The sequence below is a fragment of the Nonomuraea recticatena genome, assembly GCF_039533245.1.
Lineage (GTDB): Bacteria > Actinomycetota > Actinomycetes > Streptosporangiales > Streptosporangiaceae > Nonomuraea > Nonomuraea roseola.
The window spans coordinates 214,401-238,009 of sequence record NZ_BAAATE010000002.1; the positions used below are offsets into that span (position 1 = coordinate 214,401).

At 70.1% G+C, this 23,609-nt stretch carries 20 protein-coding genes; 8 read left to right on the top strand and 12 right to left on the bottom strand.

What is annotated here, in order from left to right; genetic code table 11:
* Positions 1 to 57: 57 nt before the first annotated feature.
* A complete protein-coding gene (locus ABFX50_RS04310; protein WP_346143385.1) occupies positions 58 to 519 on the top strand; it encodes a tetratricopeptide repeat protein in 462 nt (153 codons plus the stop codon).
* On the opposite strand, the gene ABFX50_RS04315 is transcribed toward ABFX50_RS04310, so the two are convergent.
* A complete protein-coding gene (locus ABFX50_RS04315; RefSeq protein ID WP_346143387.1) occupies positions 500 to 1,459 on the bottom strand; it encodes a Gfo/Idh/MocA family protein in 960 nt (319 codons plus the stop codon). The genes ABFX50_RS04310 and ABFX50_RS04315 overlap by 20 nt on opposite strands.
* An 84-nt stretch (positions 1,460 to 1,543) precedes the next feature.
* Positions 1,544 to 2,368, bottom strand: coding sequence for an aldo/keto reductase (locus tag ABFX50_RS04320; RefSeq protein WP_346143389.1), 825 nt, complete (start codon positions 2,366 to 2,368; stop codon positions 1,544 to 1,546).
* Between the two features lie 69 nt (positions 2,369 to 2,437).
* On the opposite strand from ABFX50_RS04320, the gene ABFX50_RS04325 reads away from it, so the two are divergent.
* Complete coding sequence (locus ABFX50_RS04325) at positions 2,438 to 3,406, top strand: hypothetical protein (protein WP_346143391.1); 969 nt, start codon at positions 2,438 to 2,440, stop codon at positions 3,404 to 3,406.
* Positions 3,403 to 4,572: a DUF6716 putative glycosyltransferase gene (locus ABFX50_RS04330; RefSeq protein ID WP_346143393.1), complete on the top strand. Its 1,170-nt coding sequence runs from the start codon at positions 3,403 to 3,405 to the stop codon at positions 4,570 to 4,572. Before ABFX50_RS04325 ends, ABFX50_RS04330 begins: the two co-directional genes overlap by 4 nt.
* 317 nt (positions 4,573 to 4,889) lie before the next feature.
* Here the strand turns inward: ABFX50_RS04330 and ABFX50_RS04335 are convergent, their stop codons facing one another.
* The 3 genes from ABFX50_RS04335 to ABFX50_RS04345 form a co-directional block, all read right to left on the bottom strand.
* Positions 4,890 to 5,510 (bottom strand): hypothetical protein, encoded by a 621-nt coding sequence (locus tag ABFX50_RS04335; protein ID WP_346143395.1) that lies wholly within the window; start codon positions 5,508 to 5,510, stop codon positions 4,890 to 4,892.
* Positions 5,511 to 6,020: 510 nt separating this feature from the next.
* Positions 6,021 to 6,443 (bottom strand): cupin domain-containing protein, encoded by a 423-nt coding sequence (locus ABFX50_RS04340; RefSeq protein ID WP_346143397.1) that lies wholly within the window; start codon positions 6,441 to 6,443, stop codon positions 6,021 to 6,023.
* Between the two features lie 38 nt (positions 6,444 to 6,481).
* Complete coding sequence (locus tag ABFX50_RS04345; protein ID WP_346143399.1) at positions 6,482 to 7,237, bottom strand: SDR family oxidoreductase; 756 nt, start codon at positions 7,235 to 7,237, stop codon at positions 6,482 to 6,484.
* Positions 7,238 to 7,698: 461 nt separating this feature from the next.
* Between ABFX50_RS04345 and ABFX50_RS04350 the strand changes: the two genes are divergently transcribed.
* Complete coding sequence (locus ABFX50_RS04350) at positions 7,699 to 8,628, top strand: RNA polymerase sigma-70 factor (protein ID WP_346143401.1); 930 nt, start codon at positions 7,699 to 7,701, stop codon at positions 8,626 to 8,628.
* Between the two features lie 84 nt (positions 8,629 to 8,712).
* Here ABFX50_RS04350 and ABFX50_RS04355 read toward each other — a convergent pair whose 3' ends face one another.
* The 5 genes from ABFX50_RS04355 to ABFX50_RS04375 form a co-directional block, all read right to left on the bottom strand.
* Positions 8,713 to 9,990, bottom strand: coding sequence for a polysialyltransferase family glycosyltransferase (locus ABFX50_RS04355; protein WP_346143403.1), 1,278 nt, complete (start codon positions 9,988 to 9,990; stop codon positions 8,713 to 8,715).
* Complete coding sequence (locus tag ABFX50_RS04360) at positions 9,987 to 10,949, bottom strand: glycosyltransferase family 2 protein (RefSeq protein WP_183645641.1); 963 nt, start codon at positions 10,947 to 10,949, stop codon at positions 9,987 to 9,989. The genes ABFX50_RS04355 and ABFX50_RS04360 overlap by 4 nt, the downstream gene beginning before the upstream one ends.
* Positions 10,946 to 12,994, bottom strand: coding sequence for an N-acetylneuraminate synthase family protein (locus tag ABFX50_RS04365; protein ID WP_346143406.1), 2,049 nt, complete (start codon positions 12,992 to 12,994; stop codon positions 10,946 to 10,948). Before ABFX50_RS04365 ends, ABFX50_RS04360 begins: the two co-directional genes overlap by 4 nt.
* Before the next feature lie 82 nt (positions 12,995 to 13,076).
* Positions 13,077 to 13,736 (bottom strand): response regulator, encoded by a 660-nt coding sequence (locus ABFX50_RS04370; protein WP_346143408.1) that lies wholly within the window; start codon positions 13,734 to 13,736, stop codon positions 13,077 to 13,079.
* Positions 13,733 to 15,316, bottom strand: coding sequence for a sensor histidine kinase (locus ABFX50_RS04375; protein WP_346143410.1), 1,584 nt, complete (start codon positions 15,314 to 15,316; stop codon positions 13,733 to 13,735). Before ABFX50_RS04375 ends, ABFX50_RS04370 begins: the two co-directional genes overlap by 4 nt.
* Before the next feature lie 103 nt (positions 15,317 to 15,419).
* Between ABFX50_RS04375 and ABFX50_RS04380 the strand changes: the two genes are divergently transcribed.
* Complete coding sequence (locus ABFX50_RS04380; RefSeq protein ID WP_346143412.1) at positions 15,420 to 16,742, top strand: cation:dicarboxylate symporter family transporter; 1,323 nt, start codon at positions 15,420 to 15,422, stop codon at positions 16,740 to 16,742.
* A 4-nt stretch (positions 16,743 to 16,746) separates the two neighbouring features.
* On the opposite strand, the gene ABFX50_RS04385 is transcribed toward ABFX50_RS04380, so the two are convergent.
* Entirely contained in the window at positions 16,747 to 18,084 is a 1,338-nt protein-coding gene (locus ABFX50_RS04385; RefSeq protein WP_346143414.1) for a sensor histidine kinase, read from the bottom strand.
* Between the two features lie 57 nt (positions 18,085 to 18,141).
* Complete coding sequence (locus ABFX50_RS04390) at positions 18,142 to 19,632, bottom strand: glycoside hydrolase family 13 protein (protein WP_346143416.1); 1,491 nt, start codon at positions 19,630 to 19,632, stop codon at positions 18,142 to 18,144.
* Between the two features lie 278 nt (positions 19,633 to 19,910).
* Between ABFX50_RS04390 and ABFX50_RS04395 the strand changes: the two genes are divergently transcribed.
* From ABFX50_RS04395 to ABFX50_RS04405, 3 genes are read left to right on the top strand one after another with little or no spacing between them, the layout of a single operon-like run.
* On the top strand, positions 19,911 to 21,194 hold the full coding sequence (locus ABFX50_RS04395) for a sugar ABC transporter substrate-binding protein (protein ID WP_346143418.1): 1,284 nt from the start codon (positions 19,911 to 19,913) through the stop codon (positions 21,192 to 21,194).
* A 3-nt stretch (positions 21,195 to 21,197) separates the two neighbouring features.
* Positions 21,198 to 22,766 carry an ABC transporter permease subunit gene (locus ABFX50_RS04400; RefSeq protein ID WP_346143420.1) on the top strand — a complete coding sequence of 523 codons (1,569 nt, stop codon included), beginning with the start codon at positions 21,198 to 21,200 and terminating at the stop codon, positions 22,764 to 22,766.
* Positions 22,763 to 23,602, top strand: coding sequence for a sugar ABC transporter permease (locus ABFX50_RS04405; RefSeq protein WP_346143422.1), 840 nt, complete (start codon positions 22,763 to 22,765; stop codon positions 23,600 to 23,602). Before ABFX50_RS04400 ends, ABFX50_RS04405 begins: the two co-directional genes overlap by 4 nt.
* Positions 23,603 to 23,609: the final 7 nt, after the last annotated feature.

Consider the following 23,609-nt stretch of genomic DNA (forward strand, 5'->3'; position numbering starts at 1 on the left):
CATGAGGCAAGTTGGATACAAATTGATAAAGGTCGCGCGATCATCTACGGTCAGGTCATGTCGCCCCAGGACCTGTTCAACCACGGCCTGCAGGAGGACGGACGCCGTCCACGCGAAGCTCGAAGATGGTATCTCCTGGCCATCGAGTCAGGGCACCAGGAGGCCGCCCGCAGAGCGGCCTTCAACCTCGCCCTCATCGAGGATGAGGACGGCCGGATCGACGAGGCCCGGCACTGGTACGGCAGGGCCGCCACCCCCCGGGCGATGTTCAACCTCGGGGTCCTCGAGGAGGGCTGTGGCAACGCCGAAGCCGCTCGCCAATGGTACGCAAAGGCGGTGGAAAGTGGCCACCCGGAGGCCGCCCCCCGGGCGATGTTCAACCTCGGGCTGATGGAGGACCGGGCGGGCCGCCACGCCAGGGCCCGCGGCCACTACCTGATGGCCGTCGGCTCCGGCCATGAGGAGGCGGCCACGAGAGCCCGCGCCAACCTCGAGGCGCTCAGCGAGCACCCAGCCTGACCCTGGCCTCCTCCAGCATCCGCATCATCGCCAGGCTCTCGTCCAGCGGCATGATCGCGCTCTCCGTCATGCCCTCCGCCAGGGCCTCGCGCACCTCGCGGATCTCGCCCGCGTAGCCGTTCAGGGCGGGGTCGAGCACGTGCTCCTCGGTCTCGAACCCGGGGCCCGACAGCGTGATGCGCTGGGGCGCCCAGAACGGCGCGGCGATGTCGGCGCGCAGCCCCGTGCCCACCACCGTCGCGGTGTTGGCCAGCGGGCTGATGAGCGAGGTGTCGAGCAGCGCGCGAGCGCCGCCCTCGTAGGTCAGCAGCGCCCCCACCTCGGCGTCGACGCCCGAAGGAGCGAGCGATCCTGTGAGATGCGTCTCAGCGGGCTCGCCGAGCAGCAACTGCGCCAGTCCGAACGGGTAGATGCCCAGGTCGAGCAGGACCCCGCCGCCCAGCACGGGATTCCAGAGGCGGTGCTCCTCCTGGTAGGGCAGGACGAAGCCGAACGAGGCCTGGACCGTGCGCAGCGCCCCGAACCGCTCCTCTGTCAGCAGCCCCCTGATCAGCGGGTTGAAGCGCATCCACATGGCCTCCATGAGGAAGACGCCCGCCTGCCTGGCCAGCTTCACCATCCGCTCGGCGTCGGCCAGCGAGGCCGCCAGCGGCTTCTCGCACAGCACGGCCTTGCCCGCCGCGATCGCCGCCTCGGCCACCTCCAGGTGCTGGGCGTGCGGCGTGGCCACGTAGACCACGTCCACCGCGGGATCGGCGCACAACTCGGCGTAGGAGCCGTAGGCCGCCTCCGCGCCCAGGGTCGCGGCCAGCTGCGCCGCCCTGCCCCTGTCGCGCGAGCCCACCGCGGCCACCCGCATCCCGGGCTCGGCGGCGATCACCGCGCCGACAGTCCTGGCGATCCCACCGGTCGCCGCGATACCCCAAGCCAGATCAGCCATGAGAGCCTCCTTCAGAGGTCAATCATGAAGGATCGCGGGACGGCTCACGCCGGGCGGGGCGCCTGCCGTCCCGCTCATGGACGCTCAACCCATCCAGTCGAAGGTGGCGGGGTCGGGACCGATGCGCCTGCCGGTGTTCAGGGCGCCGATCGCCGCCATGTCCTCGGCGTCGAGTGTGAAATCGAACACGTCGATGTTCTCCCTGATCCGCTCGGGCGTGACGGACTTGGGGATCACCACGTTGCCGAGCTGGATGTGCCAGCGCAGCACGACCTGGGCGGGCGACTTGGCGTGCTTCATCGCGAGCTTGGCCAACCCCGGATCGTCGAGCAGGCCCTTGCCCTGGCCCAGCGGGCTCCACGCCTCGGTGAGGATGCCGTTGGCCTCGTGGAAGGCGCGCAGCTCCTTCTGCTGGAAGTGCGGGTGCAGCTCGATCTGGTTGATCGAGGGCACGATCTCGGCCTCGTTCATGAGCCGCTCGAGGGTCTCGATGGTGAAGTTCGACACACCGATCGCGCGGATCCTGCCGTCCCGGTAGAGCCGTTCGAGCGTCTTCCACGCCTGGACGTACTTGTCCTGCGAGGGCACCGGCCAGTGGATCAGGTAGAGATCGAGGTAGTCGAGGCCGAGCTTGCCCAGGCTGGTCTCGAAGGCCGCCTCGGCGTTGTCGTGCTCGTCGTTCCAGAGCTTGGTGGTGATGAACAGCTTCTCGCGCGGCACGCCCGACTTGGCGATCGCGCGCCCCACCCCCTCCTCGTTGAAGTAGAGCTTGGCGGTGTCGATGCTGGTGTATCCGGCCGCTATGGCGGTGCTCACCGCCCGCTCGGCCTCGTCGTCCGGCACCTGCCACACACCGAAGCCGAGCTGCGGAATCTGAACACCGTCGGTGTTGAGAAGCAGTGAGTTCATGTTCATCTCTCCATTGTTCACTCTGAGTTAGCTGACGCTTCGGGTGGGCGTCCTACCGTGGCGCGTGTCGTGAGAGAACAGGAATCCGTGGCCTGGGTGGAGTCGCCACTACAGATGCTGTGCGCGGTCGAGGCCCACCACGCCGGGCTGCTGGGGGACCGCACGCTGGTGGTGCCGCGAGCGGGCCTGCGTCCGCTCGCCGCGACCAGGCGCGAGCTGGTCGGGCTCGCCCTGCCAGAAGGGCTGGAGCTGGCCAAACCGCAGGAGCGCATGCCGCGCAGGCTCAACGCCGTCGGCGACGCCTTCTCCGGCAGGGTGCAGCTGCGCTGGATCACCTCACGCACCGGCCGCGTCGTGATCGTCGACGACGGCCTGGCCACGATCAGGCTGCTCGAACTGCTGTCCTCTGGACCTGCCAAGCCGCTGCTGCGGGCCCGCGCCACACCCAGCGCGTGGCGCGGCACGCTGGGCCTGCTCGCGGCGCTGCGGCTGCGCGCGGCCGCCAGGCGCGGCTCGCTGTCGGTCTTCACCGCCCTGCCCGTGCCCGACAAGCTGGCCGAGGCCGTACGGCAGGCGGGGGTGGGGCTCACCGGCCACGACTTCGGCTGGCTGCGCGATCAGCCGCTCAGCGTGCCCGGACCGGCCGAGCGCACCGTCGTGCTGGGCACCTCCCTGGTCAGGAACGGCCTGGTGCACCGCGAGCGCTACCTGCACTGGCTGCGGGAGCTGGCCGAACGCGAACCGTTCGCCTACTTCCCGCACCGCCGCGAGGACCCCGTCGACCTGGCCCTGATCCGCGAGAGGCCAGGCGTCACCGTCCACGCCGCTGGGGTGCCCGCCGAGCTGACGCTGCGCGGGCTGTCGGCCGGCCAGCGGGTGCTGAGCCTTCCCTCGACCGCGATCAGCTCGCTGCGGGTGCTGCTCAGCCCGCGCGGGGTCGCCGTCGAGCCCGTGCACGTGCCGGACGACTGGTGGACCAGCCGGGCGGCGCCTTCCCTCCGTTCGCACCTGCAGATGTTCTCGGGAGCTCCCAGTTGAAGGTTCTGGCCCTGGCCGACTCCGACTCCTACCTGAAGTGGGCGGCCAGCCTGCTGGACGACCTGCCGCCCGACTGCGTGACGGAGCTGGCGGTCGTGCGCACCCCGATCACCCCCTCGGCCGAGCAGATCGCCGCCGCCGTCGCGGGCACCCGCGCCTCCGCCGTCCCCGTGCTGTCGGCCAGGGCGCTGCGGAGGGCCGCCGAGCGGCTGAGGCCCGACGCGATCCTCGTGGCCTGCACAGGACCTGTCGTGGACGTGCTGGTCGCCGAGGTCTTCGACGGCCTGCGCCCTCGCCCGGTGTTCGTCACGGGGCTGCCCGGCATCTCGGTGCCCGCGACGGAGAAGGCGTGGCTCTACCGCAGTGGCTGCGACCTGTTCGTCGTGCACAGCGGGCGCGAGGTCGCCGAGTTCGGCGAGCTGGCCGCCACTCTCGGAGGGGGCGGGGCGGTGGGCCTGGCCAGGCTGCCGTTCCTGCGTGACGTCCCCGCCGTCGAGGGCGGGAACAGGGTGGTCTTCGCCACCCAGGCCAAGGTGCCCAGGCGCCGCGAGGACAGGGAGTCGATCCTGCGCGCCCTCGACAGGCTCGCCGTCTCCCGCCCCGACCTCGACGTCGTGGTGAAACTGCGAGCGCTCGAGGACGAGCGGCAGACCCACAACGAGCGCCACCACTACGAGCGGCTGTGGCGCGAGCTCGGCCTGACCGGGCCCGTGCGCTTCGCCGCGGGCCCCATGCATGAGCATCTGGCCAGCTCGGCGGGGTTCGTCACGGTCAGCTCCACCGCCGCCCTTGAGGCGATCGCCCAGGACGTGCCGCTGCTGGTGCTGTCCGACTTCGGGGTGAACGCCGAGATGATCAACCTGGTGTTCGAGGGCAGCGGGGTGCTCGGCACGCTGGACGAGTTGGCCCGCGGCGCCTTCATGACACCCTCGCCCGAGTGGTGCGCGCAGAACTACTTCCACCCTCAGGGCGGCAGCGACTGGGTCGCGCTGCTCACCGCCCTGGTCATCGGTCCTCGCACGCCCGCGCGCTCCCTGCTCGACGGAGCCGAGCACGTCGCCGCCCGCCGCAGGGCTCGCCTGCGCGTGGAGATCCCGCCGAAGATGCTGAGGGCGGGCTACCGGGCCAAGCGACGCGTCCGCCGCTACATCAGAGCGCTCACCTGACGCTGCGCGGCAATCGGCGATCGCCTTCAAAAGGCCGCCGACGCGGATAGGAGGGCAGCATCGGCTCACGCCACTGCCACTCCTCCGCTCGGAAAAACATATGAGGATTCAGGCGATCGCCACCGGTTGATCTGTGCCGGAGTATTGTCGACGTCCGTCAGATCACCCGGCATGAACGCCGTGGACGATGAGGAGAAGGGCTATGTCGCGGCCAAGAGGGACAGGCACGGTCTTCTCCAATCATTCGGCGTGAAGAACCTTGTGATTTTGAAGGTCGTGCCTGTTCGTTCATCCGGCCAGCGTCGCACTTCGTCTCATTATCTGGGGGACAGCCGGCGACCCTTGTACTGCGGGTGCTTGGTCTCCCAGTAACGCCAGCCTTCCACCCTGGCGGGCACGTTGGCGATTCCGCTGGCGACCTTGATGTGGCGGCACGAACCGAGCACCGACCATGACGACCAGCCGATGCGGTAACCGAACACGCGGTACCACATGTTGCCGTACATGCCCTTGCTGATCTCTCGCGTGTACGAGTGTCCGGCGAGGACCATGTGCCGCTGCTCGAGGTGGGGAACTCCCGCCCTGCGCAGACTGCGGACCAGGTCCCCCGTGGTGAGCGACCTCTCCCTTTCGCTCCCGGTCTCGACGTACGCGAGCACTTCGGACTCCCGCTCGACCGACGCCGTCATCGAGCCGCCGGGACCGTCGATGAAGCGCGTGCGAGGCACGAAGAAGTTCCTCGGCGAGAGTCGGTGGATCTTGTAGAAGAGGCGCGGCTTGCACCGCCTCTTGTCTGTGGCGGTCGTGGTGGTCGTGGTGGCGCTGGCCGCCGTCTCGTCGCCTGCGTCCCTGCTTGCCGCGTTCGCCGCCGAGGACAGGGGGGTGACCAGTGCCAGAGAAAGGGAGCCGGCCGTGGCGAGCATCACCATTCTCGTCATCGAGTAACGCGCCTTCGGCTGGGCTGGAATGGCTGTGGAGTTCGTTCGAGGAGTGGGCGTGAACATGTACCGTTCCTTTCAGAATGCGACCGTGATCGCGACTGGTCCGCAAGCTGTGATGCAGCCTGTGCCTACCCACAGAGCGAGCGCTGGGACCAGGACAATGGTTGCAGTCACCGCGAGTCGCTCCACAACGCCACGCCGGAGTTGAATTCCCCGTACCGGGAAAGATCCGGTAAATGAGTGACCCTATTGGGTCATCTATCGATATGGGGGATTCCCCCTTGAATGGTGACACCTTTTGGCGCCGGATCCTGGAGGGCTGAAGGAAAGCGGCCATTCATGGCGATGAAGGAATATTCGCCGAATTTCATAGCGGACACGGTCGCTTTGGGCCAAGTCGGACCAGACTGGGCACTCCAGACACCCAGAGACCCCAGACAGCCCGGACACGCCGACACCCCCGACACCGCCGATACCCCCGATACCAAGCCGGATCGGACCAGACGCTCAGGACGGGCGTGGGGCGCGGCGGTCCTTGCGCTGGGCGAGCTCTTCCTCGTCCACCAGCGTGAGCATCGGCTTGCCAGGCTCGCACAGCATGGTGACGGTGAACCGGAGCGGGATGTCGTCGCGGTTGTTGCCGTCCTGGTAGTGGATGACGTCGCCGCCCGGCTCCCAGAACGCCTCCCCTGCGCGTACGACCCGCTCCGGCTCGCCCTCCACCTCCAGCAGCATCTCGCCCTCCAGGACGAAGCCGAACGCGGGCCCGGAGTGCCGGTGCGGCGGCGTGCCGGGGTCACCGGGCGGAAACTCGATGACCACGGTCATGGCGTGCGCACCCGCAGGGATGAACGGCGGTTCGGCCTCCTGCAGCACGGTCAGCGCCGTCTGCCATGCGGTCGATCGCGGCTTGGGACGGCTGTCAGTCATGGGAACCACCTCTCGTGAGCTTCGGGCAGCAGCCAGGGCTACTTCCCTGTCGCGTTCCGGCCTGGCCAGTCGCTGTAGCGGATCTCGCCCAGGGTGGCGCCGTCACCCGGAACCAGCGTCCGCTCGCCCGGCGTGCTTCCGAAGTAGAGCGCGTGCGGGTCGGTGACCCCCTCGCGCGGATCGTTCCAACCGGCCAGCGCCTCGCGGAAGAACTCGTCCATGCGGAACTGCTCGGGCCCGGCGACCTCGACCCTGCCGTTCAGCGGTGAGCCCACCGCGACCCTGCCGACCGCCCGCGCGACGTCGTCGCCCGCGATGGGCTGGAAGCGCACGGGCGCGATCCGTACCTTGTCGCCGTCCGTGGCCTCATCGGCGATGCCCCGGACGAACTCGAAGAACTGGGTCGCGTGCACGAGCGAGAACGGCCTTCCCGACTTCTCGATCAGCTGCTCCTGGGCGATCTTCGCCCGGAAGTAGCCGTTCTCGGGCATCCGCTCCGTCCCCACGACCGACAGCGCGACGTGGTGACCGACGCCGGCCGTCGCCTCCGCCGACAGCAGGTTGCCGGTGGAGGTCTCGAAGAACTCCAGCACCGCGGCGGGCTCGAAGGACGGCGAGTTCGACACGTCGATCACCACCTGCGCGCCTGTCAGCACCTCGTCCAGCCCTTCGCCGGTAAGGGTGTCGACCCCGGTGTCCGGCGACGCCGCCACGGCCTCGTGACCGTGCTCGCCCAGCTTCGTCACGAGCTTCGACCCGATCAGGCCGGTTCCGCCGACTACCACGATCTTCATGGCAAACCCTCTCTGTCCGCCGGGGCACGTGTCGCCGACCGGTCGCCAGCTAAGACAGGGCAGCCCCCGGTCTTGTGACAACCGCCGCGAGATTCTTTTCCGTGCCGGGGACGAAGCCCTCGTCAACGACCGGGTTCCCTGCCTCGAACGCGCCCGCTGACCTGCGGCGAGACCGTCGTAGCGCGCTGTCCGTGACCATGGACGAGGAGCAGTGACGGCCCGCCCACAGCGGGCGGTCATGGGGCGGTCGGGGACGCCTTCGGCGCGGCCGCAGCCGCGGGGTGTCGCAGCGCCGTCCGCCTCGTGACCCTTCGGCCGCACCGCGGGGGAATCTCCCGGGACTGTCACTCCCGCTGGGCTGTCCTTGCTGCTCGAGGGGTAGACGGCAGGTGCCAGGTCCAGGATGGGGACTGGAAGGATGGGGTCGCCGACGGCGTGCGGCCAGGTGGGGGGCGAGGGCGATGGCGGTGACGGACGCCGAATCTGGCGGTCCTGAGGATCTCGAGCAGGCCACAGCGGTGTTCACCGGGGTGCGGCCGCGCCTGTTCGGGATCGCGTACCGCATGCTGGGCAGCGCGGCCGAAGCCGAGGATCTGGTGCAGGACGTCTGGCTGCGCTGGCAGGCGTACGACCGCGCCACGGTGGACAGCCCGGCCGCGTTCCTGGCGACGACGACCACGCGGCTGGCCATCAACGCCGCCCAGTCCGCCCGTGTCCGGCGCGAGACCTATCTCGGCCCGTGGCTGCCCGAACCGGTCGACACCGGCGCGGACCCCTACCTCGGCGCCGAGCGAGGCGAGGCCCTGGAGTTCGCGGTGCTGCTGCTCCTGGAGCGGCTCTCGCCCACCGAACGAGCGGCGTACGTGCTGCGGGAGGCGTTCGACTACCCCTACCGGCAGATCGCCGACATCGTCCAGCTCAACGAGGCGGCGGTCCGCCAGGCCGTCAGCAGGGCCCGCAGGCGCGTTCTCGTCGAGCGCCGCACACCCGTGACAGGAGCCGAACAACGCAGGCTGCTGACCGCTTTCGTCACCGCGGCCCGCTCCGGCGACCTGACCGCGCTGGAGGAGCTCTTCGCCGCGGACGTGACCAGCTACTCCGACGGTGGCGGCGCCGTGCGCGCCTCTCGTTTCCCCGTGGCGGGCGCGTCGCGGGTCGCCAAGTACGTCAAGGCGTTCGCGGGCCACTTCTGGTCCGGAGTCGACGTGGGCTGGGCGAGCACGAACGGCCAGACCTCCGCCCTGCTCAGCCGCGACGGACAGGCGTTCGCCGTCCTCACGGTCAACGCCTCGGAGCAGGGCATCGACCAGGTGCTGTGGATGATGAACCCGGCCAAGCTCACCGCGGTGTCCATCTCACCTGACGCGCCGCGACCCGCGCAGGGCTCATGATCCGCGCCGCCCGCGCACTCCGCCGGGGCCCGGCGGCAGCACTCCCACCTGTGGCAGGCGCCGCCGAGACCGGCTTGGTCCCGCTCAACCGAGAGAGCGAGCCAGGCGGCGGCGCAGGCGTGCGAGGGCGCCGGCGTCCCCGGCCGCCCGCCCGCCCGGTGCCAGGCCGAGCGCGCCCAGGCGCTGCCTCTTGAAGTAGCGCTCCGTGCCGTGCTCGGACAGGTAGGCCTCGGCGACGGGGCGCAGCTCCGGATAGGCCTCGCTCTGCATGCAGTAGCCCACCGCGCCCGCCAGCTTGGAGATCTCCACAGCGGGCGGCGTCTCCAGCTCGCCCGTCTGCGACAGCCTGGGCAGCAGCGCGTCGATGATCGTGGCGGGGATCCTGTTGCTGTTCTCGTACGGCGTGAGCCGCTCCAGCACCAGCGGCGTGCCGTACGAGGCGACCCGCAGCCCGAAGTAGCGCGAGGCGGTGACCAGCCCCGTCGAGAAGCACCCCACGACCAGCTCGGGACGCAGCGCCGAGAAGACCACCTCGGCGGGCACGCTCTCGCCCGCGACGACCAGCCGCACACCCAGCTCCTGCGCGCTGGCCCGCAGCAGCCGCGTGTGACGGCTGCCTGCCGCCGGGTGCGGCTTGAACACCACGCTCCTGTGTCCCCTCGCGACCAGGGCGCGCAGCATCGCCTCGTGCAGCTCGTGCTCCTGCTCGGGCGTGACGATGTCGAGCGACGACAGGTACTGCCCGAGGATGACCGCCTCGCCCGCCAGCATGTCGGGCGCGGTCACCGCCACCTGGTCGACCACCTCGAGGAAGGCGTCGGAGTCGATGAGCTCGGGCCGCACGCCGTGCTCGGACAGCAGCAGGGGTGTCAGCCCCGGCACCAGGTCGAGGTGGAGCAGGCGGGTGACGCGGCGGAAGATCTCGGCGGGCAGCGGGTCGCGGGTGGGCCCGTAGCTCATCAGCCCGTCGGAGTAAACGGTGATCGGGCAGTCGCGCACCAGCCCCGCGATGGTCCGCGCGGGCGGCACCGCGATGGACTCGACGACCAGCTCCTCGACCCGGTCCAGGCCCAGCGCCTCGGAGACCAGCCTGCTGATCATCGGCACCTCGATGACGCGCGCCTTCCAGTCCGAGGGATGCAGCGGCGCGATCAGCTCGTTCCACGAGCGCACCTCGTCGAAGCGGGAGCGCAGCGCGGCGAAGCCGGGCGTCTGGTCCAGCGGCGTGGACACCTCGGGGACCGAGGTATTGGTGGAGACGACCAGCACCCTGCGCCCGCCCTCGCCGAAGCGCCCCGCGTCGATCGCCGCCGCAAGGGACATCGCCCCGAAGAGCGTCGAGGCGTAGAAGACCCGCGTCACGCTTCCTCCCTCCGCACCCGCGCGCCGGCGGGGATCTCAGGGAGCAGGGCACGCAGCGCCTGCTCGCGCTCGACCGACATGCGCGGCACGGCCGCGGCGACCAGGTCGGCGGGCAGCGCCCGCACCATCGCCGCGCCCCGTGCCTCGAACCGCCGCCGCAGTTCGGGGGTGAACCGCTCGGCGAGCTCCAGATGGTGGGCCAACAGCGCGCAGAAGTTGCGCACCGCCTTGGGCATGAACTCCGGCTCCAGATCCTCGAAGACGAGGTCGAAGGCGTCGAAGAAGTGCAGCTGCCGTTCGTCGCCGATCTGTGTCAGCGACCCCTGCACGCCCCGCCGGTAGAACAGGCCGGCCATCGACACCACCGCGAAGGAGGCGGCCTTCCTGTGCAGCCGCCAGATCCACGGCCTGTCCTCGGCCGTGTGCAGCGAGCCGGGGAAGCGCAGCAGGTCACCCAGCGTGCGGCGGTAGATCCCCGCCCACGCGTAGGGGTAGTCGACCATCGTCCTGACATCGGCGGGCAGGATCGTCTCCCGCGGGTTGAGCACCAGGCCCCTGCGCGCCTCAGGGGCCCGGTGCACCACCCGCTTACGTCCCTCGACCTGCACGTGGTCGGTACGGACGAAGTCGCAGCCGAGCCCGTCGATCGCGGCGACGAGCCCGGACAGGTAGCCGGGGGCGAGCCAGTCGTCCCCGTCCATGAACGTGACATAGGTGCCGGAGGCCAGCTTCAGCCCGGTGTTGCGCGCGTCGGCCAGGCCCACGGGCGTGGGATTGCGCGCCAGCGAGAGCCCGGGCACCTCCGACTCGGCGACGATCGCGGCGGTGTCGTCCACCGAGCCGTCGTCCACCACGATGAACTCGAAGTCGCGCCTGGCGTTGCGGGCCAGCGAGGCGAGCGCGTCGGAGATGAAGCGCTCGCCGTCGCGGACGGGGACGACGACCGAGAGTGTGATCACACCGTGACCCTGCGGAGCCTGGCCTTCGGCGCCTCCTCACCGGGGAAGACACGCTTGACGCCGTCGCCCATGGCCTGCTCGATGATCCTGATGTCGCGCACCAGGTGCTCCAGACCTGCGGGCTCCAGGGAGGCGGCGTGGTCGGAGCCCCACATCGTGCGGTCGAGCGTGATGTGCCGCTCGACGGTGACCGCGCCGAGCGTGACGGCGGCCAGCGAGATCTGCAGCCCGCGCTCGTGGCCCGAGTAGCCGACCGGCACGCCGTACCGCTCCTTGAGGGTGGTGATGGCGCGCAGGTTGGCCTCCTCCGGCGGCAGCGGGTAGGTGGAGGTGGCGTGCATCATGATCAGCTTGTCGGTGCCGAGGATCTCGACGGCCTGGTCGATCTCGCTCAGCGTGGACATGCCGGTCGACAGGATGAGCGGCTTGCCGGTCGAGGCCAGGGCGCGCAGCAGCTCGTGGTCGGCGACGCTGGCCGAGGCGATCTTGTGGACGAGGACGTCCATCTCCTCGAGGAACTCCACCGACGGCACGTCCCACGGCGAGGCGAACCAGTGCAGGCCCCGCTCGTCGCAGTACTTGGCGATCTGGGTGTACTCGTCGAGGCCGAACTCGGTGCGCTCCTTGTACTCCAGGTAGGTCATCTCGCCCCACGGCGTCTGCCTGATCTGCGAGCGCTGCTCGAGAGGCACGCAGATCTCCGGCGTGCGCTTCTGGAACTTCACCGCCTGGCATCCGGCGTCGGCCGCCACGTCGATGAGCCTGCGAGCCAGGTCCAGGTCGCCGTTGTGGTTGATGCCGATCTCGCCGATCACGTAGACGGGCTGGCCGTCGCCGACCAGCACGTCGCCGATCGCGACGGGCTTGGGGACGCCGAGCCTGAGCGCGGCCTTGGGGGCGGTGGGCTCGGGGAGCTCCGGCCTGGCCGCCAGCACCCTCTCGCACAGCTCCCTGACGGCGCCGTCGCCGCCCTGCCTGGTGAGCACGACCCGCGCCGCCGCCCGCACGCGGGGGTGCGCGTCGGGCACCGCGATCGGCCAGCCGACCAGCGACATCGGGCCCAGGTCGTTGACGTCGTTGCCCACGTACGCCACGCGGGCGGGGTCGAGCCCCTCGATGGTCAGCCAGTCGCGCAGCACGGTCCGCTTCTCGGCGAGGCCCTGCAGCACGGGAACGCCCAGCTTGCGGGCGCGGGCGGCCACGACGGGGTTGTGCTCGGTGGACATCACCAGCAGCTTCACCCCCGAGCGGCGAAGCAGCGAGACGCCCATGCCGTCGGAGCGGCTGACCAGCACCATCTCGCGGCCGTCCGAGTCGACGTAGGCGCGGTCGTCGGTGTGCACGCCGTCGAAGTCGGTGATGACCGCGTCGACGTCGATCGGCTCGGGCAGGTCGACCAGCGGCGCGAGCGCTCTCACGATCTCCAGGTCCTCGGGGTCGTCGATCTCGATCGCGTGACGCGCGGGCACCTGCTGGACGGTGACGTCGCCGAAGAAGCGGTGACCGTGCTCGCGCAGGCCCCGCGTCCTCATGACGTAGAAGGCGCCCGTCTCGCGGAACTCGGGCGCGCGGTCCTGCCGCATCTGCCGGCTGGAGCGGTCGTGGTTGACCCCCTCGCCCTCGGGCGTCCAGAGGAAGGCGTGGTTGGACACGCCGGACAGCACCGCGTCGGCCTCGCCCTCGAGCACCTTGCGCACCGCCTCCGACAGGTCGGCGGGGTCGATGAAGGCGCTGGTGCACTGCACGAGCACGACGACCTCGGGCTCGACCACGAGGGCGTCGAGGGCGTGCAGCAGCGCGCTCTCGCTGGAGGCGGAGGCGCCCGACAGCTCGACCGGCCGCTCGACGACCGTGGCGCCCGCCTCGCGGGCGGCCTGCGCGATCCCCATGTGGTCGGTGCTGACCACGACCTGGTCGATCAGCTCGGCGCGCTGGGCCGCCTTCACGGCGCGCGCGACCAGCGGAACGCCGCCCACCTGGGCGAGGTTCTTCAGGGGAATGCCCGCCGAACCTCCGCGGGCGGGAATGACGGCGAGGACTCGCAACGTGGCTCCTTGAATTGCTTGAGGTGCCATGGAAGCTAGTCACACCATCCGACCGGGCCGGGGATCGGAGCTGAACTCCCTGTTAACGTTGCGTGCGGATCCGGTAGAGCAGCTCGGGACGGCCCACGCCGCCGTACTGCGGCACCCGGTCCGCGCTTCCCATGTCCACCAGGTGCTCCAGGTAGCGGCGCGCGGTCACCCGCGACACCCCGATCGCCGCGCCCACGGCCTGCGCGCTCATCGGAGATCTGCGCAGCTCGGCGCAGACCGCGTCGAGGGTGTCCTGCGTCATCCCCTTCGGCAGCGAGGAGTGACCCCGGAGCGTGGCCAGCGCCCTGTCGACGTCGCCCTGCCCCGTCACCTCGCCCTCGCTGGCCCTGAAGTCCGCATAGCGGTTCAGCTTCTCCTTCAGCGTCGCGAACGTGAACGGCTTGAGCAGGTACTGCGCCACGCCCAGCGACACCGCGTTGCGCACCACGGCCAGATCGCGGGCCGAGGTCACCACGATCACGTCGCAGGCCAGCCCAGCCGCCCTGACGGCCCTGCACACCTCGAGCCCGTGCATGTCGGGCAGGTAGAGGTCGAGCAGGATCAGGTCGACCTCGTTCCTGCGGAGGAAGCGCAGCGCCTCCCCGCCCGACCTGGCCACGCCCGCCACCGTGAAGCCCTCCACCCGCTCCACGAACAGGCGGTTGGCCTCGGCGGTGACCTCCTCGTCCTCGACGACCAGCACCCTGATCACAGCGGGAGCCTCACCGTGAAGGCCGAGCCCGCCACCTCGATCGTGCCGCCGAGCTGGCGCACCGCCTGGCCGACCAGGGCCAGGCCGAGCCCTCTGCCGTCGCCCTTGGAGGTCCAGCCCTTGCCGAAGGCCGCGGGGTCGGACAGGCCGGGCCCGTCGTCGGACACCCTGATCACGAAGGTGTCCGCGTCGGCCCTCAGGTGCACCTCCACCCTGCTCGCCGCCTCGATCGCATTGTCGATGAGGTTGCCCACGATCGTCACCACCCTTCGGGAGTCGAGGTTCAGATCGTCGAGCTCGCTGTCAGGGGCGATGACCAGCTCGGTGCCGCGCTCGGCGGCCTCGGCCGACTTGCCGAGCAGCAGGGCGGCCAGGACGGGCTCGCGCACCGCTCCCATCACCCTGTCGGTCAGCTCCTGGGCGGCCCTGAGCTCGGCCGTTCCGAAGGCGACGGCCTGCTCGGTCCTGCCGAGCTCGACCAGGGTGATCACGGTGTGCAGCCGGTTGGCCGCCTCGTGCGCGGCCGCCCTGAGGGAGTCGGCGAACCCGCGCTCGGCGTCGAGCTGGCCGGTGAGGGCCTGCAGCTCGGTGCGGTCGCGCAGGGTGACGACGGAGCCGAGGCGGCTGGGCGCGACGTCGACGACCAGGACGCGCTCGCCGACGAGGTGGACCCGCTCCCGCACGGACGTGGGCTCGCCTTCCCCGCCTGGCGCGACCGGCGACGACGGTGCGGTTTCCCCGGATGGGGCGGGTGGAGACGACGGCTCGGGGGTCTCGAGGGGGAGGGGCAGGACCAGGTCGGCGATGCCCAGGTCGCGCACGTCGCGGCCCTCGGCGTCGGACGGCAGGCCGAGCAGGGTGCGCGCGCCGTCGTTGCACAGCGTCAGCGTGCCGTCCCTGGCGACCAGGAGCAGCCCCTCCCTGACCGCGTGCAGGATGGCGTCGTGGTGCTCGTGGATGCGTCCCAGCTCCACCGGGCCGAGGCCGTGCGTCTGGCGGCGCAGCCTGGCCCCCACCAGCCACGTGCCGCCCGCACCCACCCCGAGGCCCACGCCTCCGACCAGGGCCGCCCACGCGATCTGCTCGCGCAGCCTCGCGTCGATCCTGTCGACCGTGATGCCCGCGCTGACCAGGGCGCGGACGCCCCCGCCAGGGTCCTTCACGGGGACCACGGCGCGGGTGGAGGGGCCGAGCGTGCCGGTGTAGGTCTCGGTGAACGTCTCGCCGAGCAGCGCGCGGTCGATGTGGCCGAGGAACAGGCCGCCGATCTGCGACGGGTTGGGGTGGGTGTAGCGCCGTCCCGCGGTGTCCATGATGGTGACGAAGTCGACGCCCGTGCCGGCGCGGACCCGCTCGGCGTACGGCTGGAGCCGTGCCGAGGGGTTGGGGCCCGCCAGCGCGGACAGCACGTCCGGTGCGGCCGCCACGCTCTGCGCGACGGCCAGCGCCCTGCCCTCGGCCTCCTCGACGAGCAGGTCGCGCGTCTGCACCAGCGTGAGCGTGACCGCCCCCGCCAGCGTCACCACCACGACGGCCAGTTGGAGGACCAGCATCTGTTTGGCCAGGCTCCAGTCACGCACAGACGCCTCCCCTCTCCTGTGAACGAAACTTACGCAATGGTGACCTGGGTCACTCACAGACGCATAGTCGCACGACAAGTGACTCAATCTGCGAGGAGCCCCTATGCGTGACCGCACCCGGTACCTGTACCTGGCGGTGATCCTGGCTGTCGTGGCCGGAGTCGCCGTCGGCTTCGCCGCTCCCGAGCTCGGCAAGGAGCTGAAACCGCTCGGCACCGCCTTCGTCGCGCTGATCAAGATGATGATCAGCCCGATCATCTTCTGCACCATCGTGCTGGGCGTCGGCTCGGTCACCAAGGCGGCCAAGGTCGGCAGGGTGGGCGGGCTGGCGCTCGGCTACTTCCTGGTCATGTCGACGGTCGCGCTGGCCATCGGCCTGGTCGTCGGCAACCTGCTCGACCCGGGTGCGGGTCTGCAGCTGACCGACGCGGCCAAGCAGGCGGCGGAGGCCGAGGCCGCCAAGGGCGGGGAGTCCTCCACCGTCGACTTCCTGCTCGGCATCATCCCCACCACGCTGGTGTCGGCCTTCACCGAGGGCCAGGTGCTGCAGACGCTGCTCGTCGCGCTCCTGGCCGGCTTCGCGCTGCAGGCGATGGGAAGCAGGGGCGCGCCGATCCTGAGGGGTGTCGAGCACATCCAGCGGCTGGTCTTCCGCATCCTCGCCATGATCATGTGGGCGGCGCCCGTCGGCGCGTTCGGGGCCATCGCCGCGGTCGTGGGGTCGACGGGCATCAAGGCGCTGGAGTCGCTGGCGGTCATCATGGTCGGCTTCTACGCCACCTGCGCGCTCTTCGTCGGCCTGGTGCTCGGCCCGCTGCTGTGGCTGGTGGCCAGGGTCGGGCTCTGGTCGCTGCTGCGCTACCTCGGCAGGGAGTTCCTGCTGATCCTGTCCACGTCCTCGTCGGAGTCCGCGCTGCCCAGGCTCATCGCCAAGATGGAGCACCTCGGCGTCTCCAAGCCGGTGGTGGGCATCACGGTGCCGACCGGATACTCCTTCAACCTCGACGGCACCGCGATCTACCTGACCATGGCCACGCTCTTCGTCGCCTCGGCCACGGGGGCGCCGCTGGCGGTCGGCGAGCAGGTCTCGCTGCTGCTCTTCATGATCATCGCGTCGAAGGGCGCGGCGGGCGTGACGGGGGCGGGCCTCGCCACGCTCGCGGGCGGCCTGCAGTCGCACAGGCCCGACCTGGTGGACGGCGTCGGCCTCATCGTCGGCATCGACAGGTTCATGTCCGAGGCCCGCGCGCTGACCAACTTCGCGGGCAACGCGGTGGCCACCGTGCTGGTGGGCACCTGGACGGGCGAGTTCGACAGGGCGCGGGCCGGCGAGGTGCTGGCGGGCAGGCTGCCCTTCGACGAGGCCACGCTCCTCGACGAGGAACAGCAGCCGCCCGTCAAGGACGTCGAGATGTCGGGCGTCTGAGCGCTCAGGCAAGCGGCAGTCGCATCACGAAGCGCGCGCCGCGGGGGCTGTCCGCCACGCAGACGGCCCCTCGGTGCGCGACCGCCACCTCTTTGGCGATCGCCAGGCCGAGCCCCGTGCCCCCGGCGTCCCTGCTGCGGGCGGCGTCGAGCCTGGTGAAGCGCTCGAAGACCCGGTCCCTGTCCTGGGGGGCGATGCCCGTCCCGTCGTCCTGCACGGTGAGCACGGCCCAGCCGTCCTCGGTGCGGAGCGACACCGTGACCGAGCCGTCGGCGTGCCGCTGGGCGTTGTCGAGCAGGTTGTCGATCACCCGCCGCAACTGCACGACGACGCCCTCGACGAAGGCGCCCTCGGCCAGGTCGCACCGTACGGGGATCCTGTCCTGGCGGCCGGAAAGACCTTCACGCACCAGCTGCGCCAGATCCACCCGCTCCTTGACCACGTCCACCCGCGAGCCGATCCGCGCGAGCAGCAGCAGGTCGCTGACGATGGCCTCCAGCCTGTCGGTGTCGTTCAGCGCGCCGTCCAGCAGCTTCTCGAGGTCGGTGTCCTCCGGATAGAGCTGTGCGCTCTCCAGCTGCGCCCTGAGTCCCGCGATCGGGGTGCGCAGCTCGTGGGAGGCGTCGGAGGCGAACTGCCGCTGCTGCTCGGCCGAGCGCTCCAGCCGGGCGAGGGTGCCGTTGACCGACCTGGCCAGCTGCGCCACCTCGTCCTCGCCCTTGGGCACGGTCACCCGCCTGCTCAGGTCGGTGGCGTTGACCGCGTCGAGCTCGCTGCGCATCTCGGCCACCGGGCTGAGCGTGCGGCCCGTGACCAGCCAGGTCACCCAGGCCACCAGGGCGAGCACCAGCGCCACCTGGGCGGCGATGGCGATCTCCAGGACGCGGGTGGCGAGCACGCCCGGCGTCGGCCTGGCCGCGTAGACGACGGGCGAGTCCGCCGCCCTGGACACCCTGATCGCGGTGAGGTGGACGCAGTCACCCTTGTCACAGCTGATGGTGCTGACGGCCCGGTCGTCGGGCGTGGGCCAGATGTCGGTGAGCGGCGGTTGCAGCGCGGCGGCGCTGCTGGAGGCGATCACCCTGCGGTCGGGGCTGACGACCTGGATGAGATCCACCTCGTCGACGGTCACCGGGATCCTGCCCGACACGAAACGGCCTTCGCGCAGATCGGGGGTGACCGCGGCGGCGGCGTCCCTGGTGTCCTTCCACACGCTGGCGGTCACCACGGTCCTGGTGACCGCCGCGCCGCCGATCCCTGTGGGGATCAGCACGACGGCCGCGACGGCAGTCGCGATGAGCGTCACCCGTCCGCGGAGGGATCTCGCCCATATCCGTGACACGCCCCGAGATTACTCACCACCCCCCTCGCGAAAGCTCGCGATCAGGGAAAAATTAGGTCATCCTTCCCCAGCGCTCGCCCAGACCGCGGTGTCGGGAGGAACCGAGCCGTCGGCCGCGAGCGGGCCGCTGGCCAGCAGCACCTCGCCGGGGCCGGCGACGGGGGTCTCGCCGAAGTTGACCAGCACGACCAGGCCGGGCTCGCGCCTGAAGGCCAGCACGTCCTTGGGCGAGTCGAGCCAGGTCAGCTCGCCGCCGCCGAGCGCCGGATGCTCCTTGCGCAGCTTCAGCGCGGCCCGGTAGAAGGCCAGGGTGGAGCCGGGGTCGCCCTCCTGCGCCTCCCTGCTCAGCGGGCCCCACGTGGAGGGGATCGGCAGCCAGGGGGAGCGCCAGCCGAAGCCGTCCGAGGAGGTCCAGGGCAGCGGCACCCTGCAGCCGTCGCGGCTCTCGCCCGAACGCAGGAACGCGGGGTCCTGCCTCAGCTCGTCGGGCAGGTCGAGCACCTCGGGCAGGCCGAGCTCCTCGCCGTTGTAGAGGTAGGCCGAGCCGGGCAGCGACAGCATGAGCTGGGTGGCCGCGCGGGCGCGGGCCAGCCCGCCGTGGCGGGTGACGTGGCGCGGCTTGTCGTGGTTGGACAGCACCCACGTCGTCGGCGCGCCGACCAGCTCGGCCTCGGCCAGGGACTTGTCGATGACGTCGCGGAAGGACTTGGCGCCGTAGGCGGCCATCATGAACTCGAAGTTGAAGGCCTGGTGCAGTTCGTCGGGGCCGACGTAGCGGGCCAGGCGGGCGGGGGAGGAGACCCACGCCTCGGCCACCGCCATGCGGCCGTCCTGGTAGGAGTCGAGGATGGGCCGCCACTCGCGGTAGATCTCGTGCACGCCGTCCTGGTCGAAGTACGGCACGCTGTCGTGGCCGAGCATCTCCACGTGCAGGTCGTCGCCGACGTCGGGCAGGCCCTCCGCCTTGACCATGCCGTGCGCCACGTCGATCCTGAACCCGTCGACGCCCCTGTCGAGCCAGAAGCGCAGGATGTCGCGGAACTCCTCGCGGACCGCGGGGTGGTCCCAGTTGAGGTCGGGCTGGGTGGGGTCGAACAGGTGCAGGTACCACTGGCCGTCCTCGACCTGTGTCCAGGCCGGCCCTCCGAAGATCGACTCCCAGTCGTTCGGCTGGTCGCGGAAGATGTAGCGGTCGCGCAGGCCCTCCTTGAACCAGGGGTGCTCGGAGGAGGTGTGGTTGGGCACGATGTCCACGATCACCCTGATGCCGCGCGCGTGCGCGTCGGCGATCATCGCGTCGAAGTCGGCCAGGGTGCCGAAGCGCGGGTCGACGTCGCGGTAGTCGGCCACGTCGTAGCCGCCGTCGTTGAGCGGAGAGGTGTAGAAGGGGCTCAGCCAGATGGCGTCGACGCCCAGCTGGGACAGGTAGCCCAGGCGCTCGCGAACCCCGATGAGATCGCCGGTTCCGTCGCCGTTGCCGTCGGCGAAGCTCCGGGGGTACACCTGGTACACGACGGCGTCGCGCCACCAGTCGTCGTTGCCGCGCATTGGTCAGTCCTTCCCCGATGTCCACGATGTCCACGGAGAGGATCCCGCGCGAAGATGTTCAAGCGCAAGTTACGGAAACTTGCAAGAGGGTCAAGGGCCCTCCACGCCCCCTCCATGCGGTCCCATGCCAGGTAGCGGTGAGGTAACTCTCTTACGCAAGTTCTTCCAATTCTTGCAAAGAGTCGCTAACGTCCCCGAAACATAAGCCGCAAAGGCGGCTATTTCTGGATCTTTCAGTGGCGCGCCGCACTCGCGCTGCTTGACCTCAGGAGGGTCCCATGCGCATCCGAGCACTGGGCGTGGCCGCAGCGGCCACCGTGGCGTTCGGCGCCACCGCTTGCGGTGGTTCTGCGCCGACGTCGTCGGCCGCGCCGAGCAGCTCCGCGCCCTCGGCCGGCGCCTCGGCCACCGCCGACAAGGGCAGCGGCAAGCTCGTGATCTGGGCCGACCCCAACCGCACGAAGGCCCTCAAGCCCTTCGCCGAGCAGTTCGGCACCGAGAACGGTGTCACGGTGGAGGTGAAGGAGATCAGCAAGGACAACCAGCAGACCTTCCTCACCGCCTCCCAGCAGGGCAGCGGCCCCGACATCACGGTCGGTGCCCACGACTGGATCGGCAACCTGGTGCAGAACGGCGCCATCGACCCGGTCAACCTGACCGAGGAGCAGAAGGCCGCCTTCTCCCCGATCGCGCTCAAGGCCGTCACCTTCAACGGCCAGGTGTACGGCGCGCCGTACGCGATGGAGAACGTCGCGCTGATCCGCAACACCAAGCTCGCCCCCGACGCCCCCGCCACCTTCGACGACGTGATCGCCAAGGGCAAGGAGCTGAAGAAGGCCGGCAAGGTCAAGGAGGTGCTCTGCCTCCCCGTCACCGCCAAGGGCGACGCCTACCACGTTTACCCGCTCTTCTCCTCCGCGGGCGGCGCCATCTTCGGCACCACCTCCGCCGGCGACCCCGACCCCAAGCAGGTGCTGGTCGGCTCCAAGGAGTCGCAGGCCGCCTTCGAGAAGCTCGCCGAGCTCGGCGAGAAGGGCGACGCGGCCCTGAAGACCTCGCTCACCAACGAGAACAGCATCCCCACCTTCGCCGGCGGCAAGTGCGCCTTCCTGGTCTCCGGCCCGTGGGCGATGGCCGACGTCAAGAAGAGCGGTGTCGCCTACGACGTCACCGCCGTGCCCGCCTTCAAGGACGGCAAGCCCGCCACGCCGTTCGTGGGGGTCCAGGCCTTCTTCGTCGCCTCCAAGGGCGCCAGCAAGACTCTCGCCCAGGAGTTCGTCACCAACTACGTGACCAACCCCGACGTCGCCAAGGCCCTCTACGACGCCGACCCGCGTCCTCCGGCCCTGACCGCCGCGCTCGACGCCGTCAAGGCGGCCGACCCCGACGCCGGCAAGTTCATCGAGGCGGGAGCGGGCGGCATCCCGATGCCGGCCATCCCCCAGATGTCGGCCATCTGGGAGCCGTTCGGCATCGCCGAGGCCGCCGTCGTCAAGGGCAGCGACCCGGTCAAGGCCGCCGAGTCGGCGCAGAAGACCATCGACGGCTCGCTGAAGAACTAGCCCATGTCCCTGGACGTGCGTGAGGCCGCGGAGGTCACGACCCCTCCGCGGCCCCGTCGCGAGCTGACCACCGCCTTCGTGGTGAGCAGGATCGCCGTGCTGGCCGTGGCCGCCGCCATCCTGCTCTACGCCGTGCCGCCGCTGGTCGCGGCCGAGTCGTGGCTCTCGCTGATCCTGCTCCTGCTGGCCGGCGCGGGCATCGGCTACCTCTACCTGACCCGCCGCTTCGTGCCCGCCAAGTACCTCGTGCCCGGCACGGTCTTCCTGCTCGCCTTCCAGGTCTTCCCCGTGATCTACACGGTGAGCACCGCCTTCACCAACTTCGGCGACGGCCACAGGGGCGACAAGGCGGCCGCGATCTCGGCGATCGAGACGGGGTCGGTACGGCAGGCCCCCGGCTCGCCCGAGTACGGCCTGAGCGCCGCGCTCAAGGGCGACATCCTGGTCTTCCTGCTGGTCGACCCGAAGACCAAGCAGGTGCAGGAGGGCTCGCCCGACGGGCTGACAGCCGTCCAGGGAGCCAGGCTGGGCGTGACGGGCAAGGTGCTGGAGGCGCCCGGCTACACGGTGCTCAAGGCACCGCAGGCCGCGGCCCGCGCCGATCAGATCGCCGAGCTGGCCGTCCCGACCCGGGGCGGCCTGATCAAGGCCAACGGCCTGAGCAGGGCGGTCGAGGGCAGGGCGGCGCTGACCTACGACGTGGGCTGCGACTGCGTCAAGGGCGACGGCGACAGCTGGCAGGCCGACGAGTCGCAGGGTTACTTCGTCAACGCCAAGGGCGAGCACCTGGCGCAGGGCTGGCAGGTCAACGTCGGCTTCGCCAACTTCGTCCGCGTGCTGACCGACCCGACGCTCTCGGCCCACTTCCTCGGCATGTTCACCTGGAACATGACCTTCGCGGTGCTGTCGGTGCTGACCACCTTCGCCCTCGGCATGGGCGTGGCGCTGGCGCTGCACCACCCGAAGATGCGCGGCACGAAGTTCTACAGGATCGCGCTGATCCTGCCGTACGCGATGCCGGCCTTCGCGATGCTGCTGGTCTGGCGCGACATGTTCAACCGTGACTTCGGCCTGATCAACCAGCTGTTCGGGCTCGACGTCGACTGGATGGGCGGGATGCTGTCGGCCAAGTTCGCCGTCATCCTCGTCAACACCTGGCTGGGCTTCCCCTACATGTTCCTCGTCACCACCGGCGCGCTGCAGGCGATCCCGCGCGAGCTGACCGAGGCGGCCTCCATCGACGGGGCGCCGCCGTGGTACGCCTTCCGCAAGGTGACGCTGCCGCTGCTGCTGGTGGCGCTCACCCCGCTGCTGATCTCCTCCTTCGCCTTCAACTTCAACAACTACAACGCGATCGCGCTGACCACCGACGGAGGGCCCTTCCCCGCGGAGAGCCCGACCGTGGGCGGCACCGACCTGCTGATCAGCTACACCGTCAGGCTGGCGTTCGGCACGGGCTCGGCGCAGTTCGGGCTGGCCGCGACGATGTCGGTATTCATCTTCGCGATCGTCGCGACGATCTCGGCGATCACCTTCAGGCGCACCCGCAAGCAGGAGGACGTGTACGCATGAAGCTGGCTCTCAGGCACGCCTTCGTGTTGCTGGTGTGCGCCTTCGCGCTGTTCCCCATCCTGTTCGTGGTCTCGGCGGCCATCAACCCGCTCGGCACGCTCGCCTCCTCCGACCTGGTGCCCAACGGGGCGAGCTTCGACAACTTCGCGAAGCTGTTCTCCTCCGACACCTATCCCTTCGGCCGCTGGGTGTTCAACTCGGTGTTCATCGCGCTGGCCTCCTCCTCGGCGAGCCTGCTGCTGTCGATGTTCGCCGCCTACGCCTTCAGCCGCATGCGCTTCGCGGGCCGCCGCGTCGGCCTGCTCGCGCTGCTGCTGATCCAGATGTTCCCGCAGTTCCTGGCCATCGTGACGATCTTCATGATCTTCACCAGGGTCAGCGAGCTGTACCCCGCGTTCGGCTTCAACACCACCTGGGGCATCCTGCTGCTCTACCTGGGCGGCGCGCTCGGGGTGAACACCTGGCTGATGAAGGGCTTCCTCGACACCATCCCCAAGGAGCTCGACGAGTCGGCCACGGTCGACGGAGCCACCCACGCGCAGGTCTTCTGGAAGATCATCATGCCGCTGGTCACGCCCATCCTGGCGGTCACCGCGCTGCTGGCCTTCATCGGCACGATGAGCGAGTTCCTGATGGCCAACATCTTCCTGCGCGACACCGAGAGCAAGACGCTCGCGGTCGGCATGTACGGCATGATCGCCGGCGACGGACGCAACGCCAACTTCGGCATGTTCGCCGCGGCCACGCTCATTACCGCGATCCCGACAGTGAGTGTGTTCCTCTGGTTGCAGAAGTTCATCGTTTCCGGTCTGACCGCGGGCGCGGTCAAGGGGTAAGGACCTT

Coding starts and splice junctions, on each gene's coding strand:
- ABFX50_RS04310 (WP_346143385.1), top strand. CDS start 58: ATGTCGCCCCAGGACCTGTTCAACCACGGCCTGCAGGAGGACGGACGC.
- ABFX50_RS04315 (WP_346143387.1), bottom strand. CDS start 1,459: ATGGCTGATCTGGCTTGGGGTATCGCGGCGACCGGTGGGATCGCCAGG.
- ABFX50_RS04320 (WP_346143389.1), bottom strand. CDS start 2,368: ATGAACTCACTGCTTCTCAACACCGACGGTGTTCAGATTCCGCAGCTC.
- ABFX50_RS04335 (WP_346143395.1), bottom strand. CDS start 5,510: ATGACGAGAATGGTGATGCTCGCCACGGCCGGCTCCCTTTCTCTGGCA.
- ABFX50_RS04340 (WP_346143397.1), bottom strand. CDS start 6,443: ATGACTGACAGCCGTCCCAAGCCGCGATCGACCGCATGGCAGACGGCG.
- ABFX50_RS04345 (WP_346143399.1), bottom strand. CDS start 7,237: ATGAAGATCGTGGTAGTCGGCGGAACCGGCCTGATCGGGTCGAAGCTC.
- ABFX50_RS04350 (WP_346143401.1), top strand. CDS start 7,699: ATGGCGGTGACGGACGCCGAATCTGGCGGTCCTGAGGATCTCGAGCAG.
- ABFX50_RS04380 (WP_346143412.1), top strand. CDS start 15,420: ATGCGTGACCGCACCCGGTACCTGTACCTGGCGGTGATCCTGGCTGTC.
- ABFX50_RS04390 (WP_346143416.1), bottom strand. CDS start 19,632: ATGCGCGGCAACGACGACTGGTGGCGCGACGCCGTCGTGTACCAGGTG.
- ABFX50_RS04395 (WP_346143418.1), top strand. CDS start 19,911: ATGCGCATCCGAGCACTGGGCGTGGCCGCAGCGGCCACCGTGGCGTTC.
- ABFX50_RS04400 (WP_346143420.1), top strand. CDS start 21,198: ATGTCCCTGGACGTGCGTGAGGCCGCGGAGGTCACGACCCCTCCGCGG.
- ABFX50_RS04405 (WP_346143422.1), top strand. CDS start 22,763: ATGAAGCTGGCTCTCAGGCACGCCTTCGTGTTGCTGGTGTGCGCCTTC.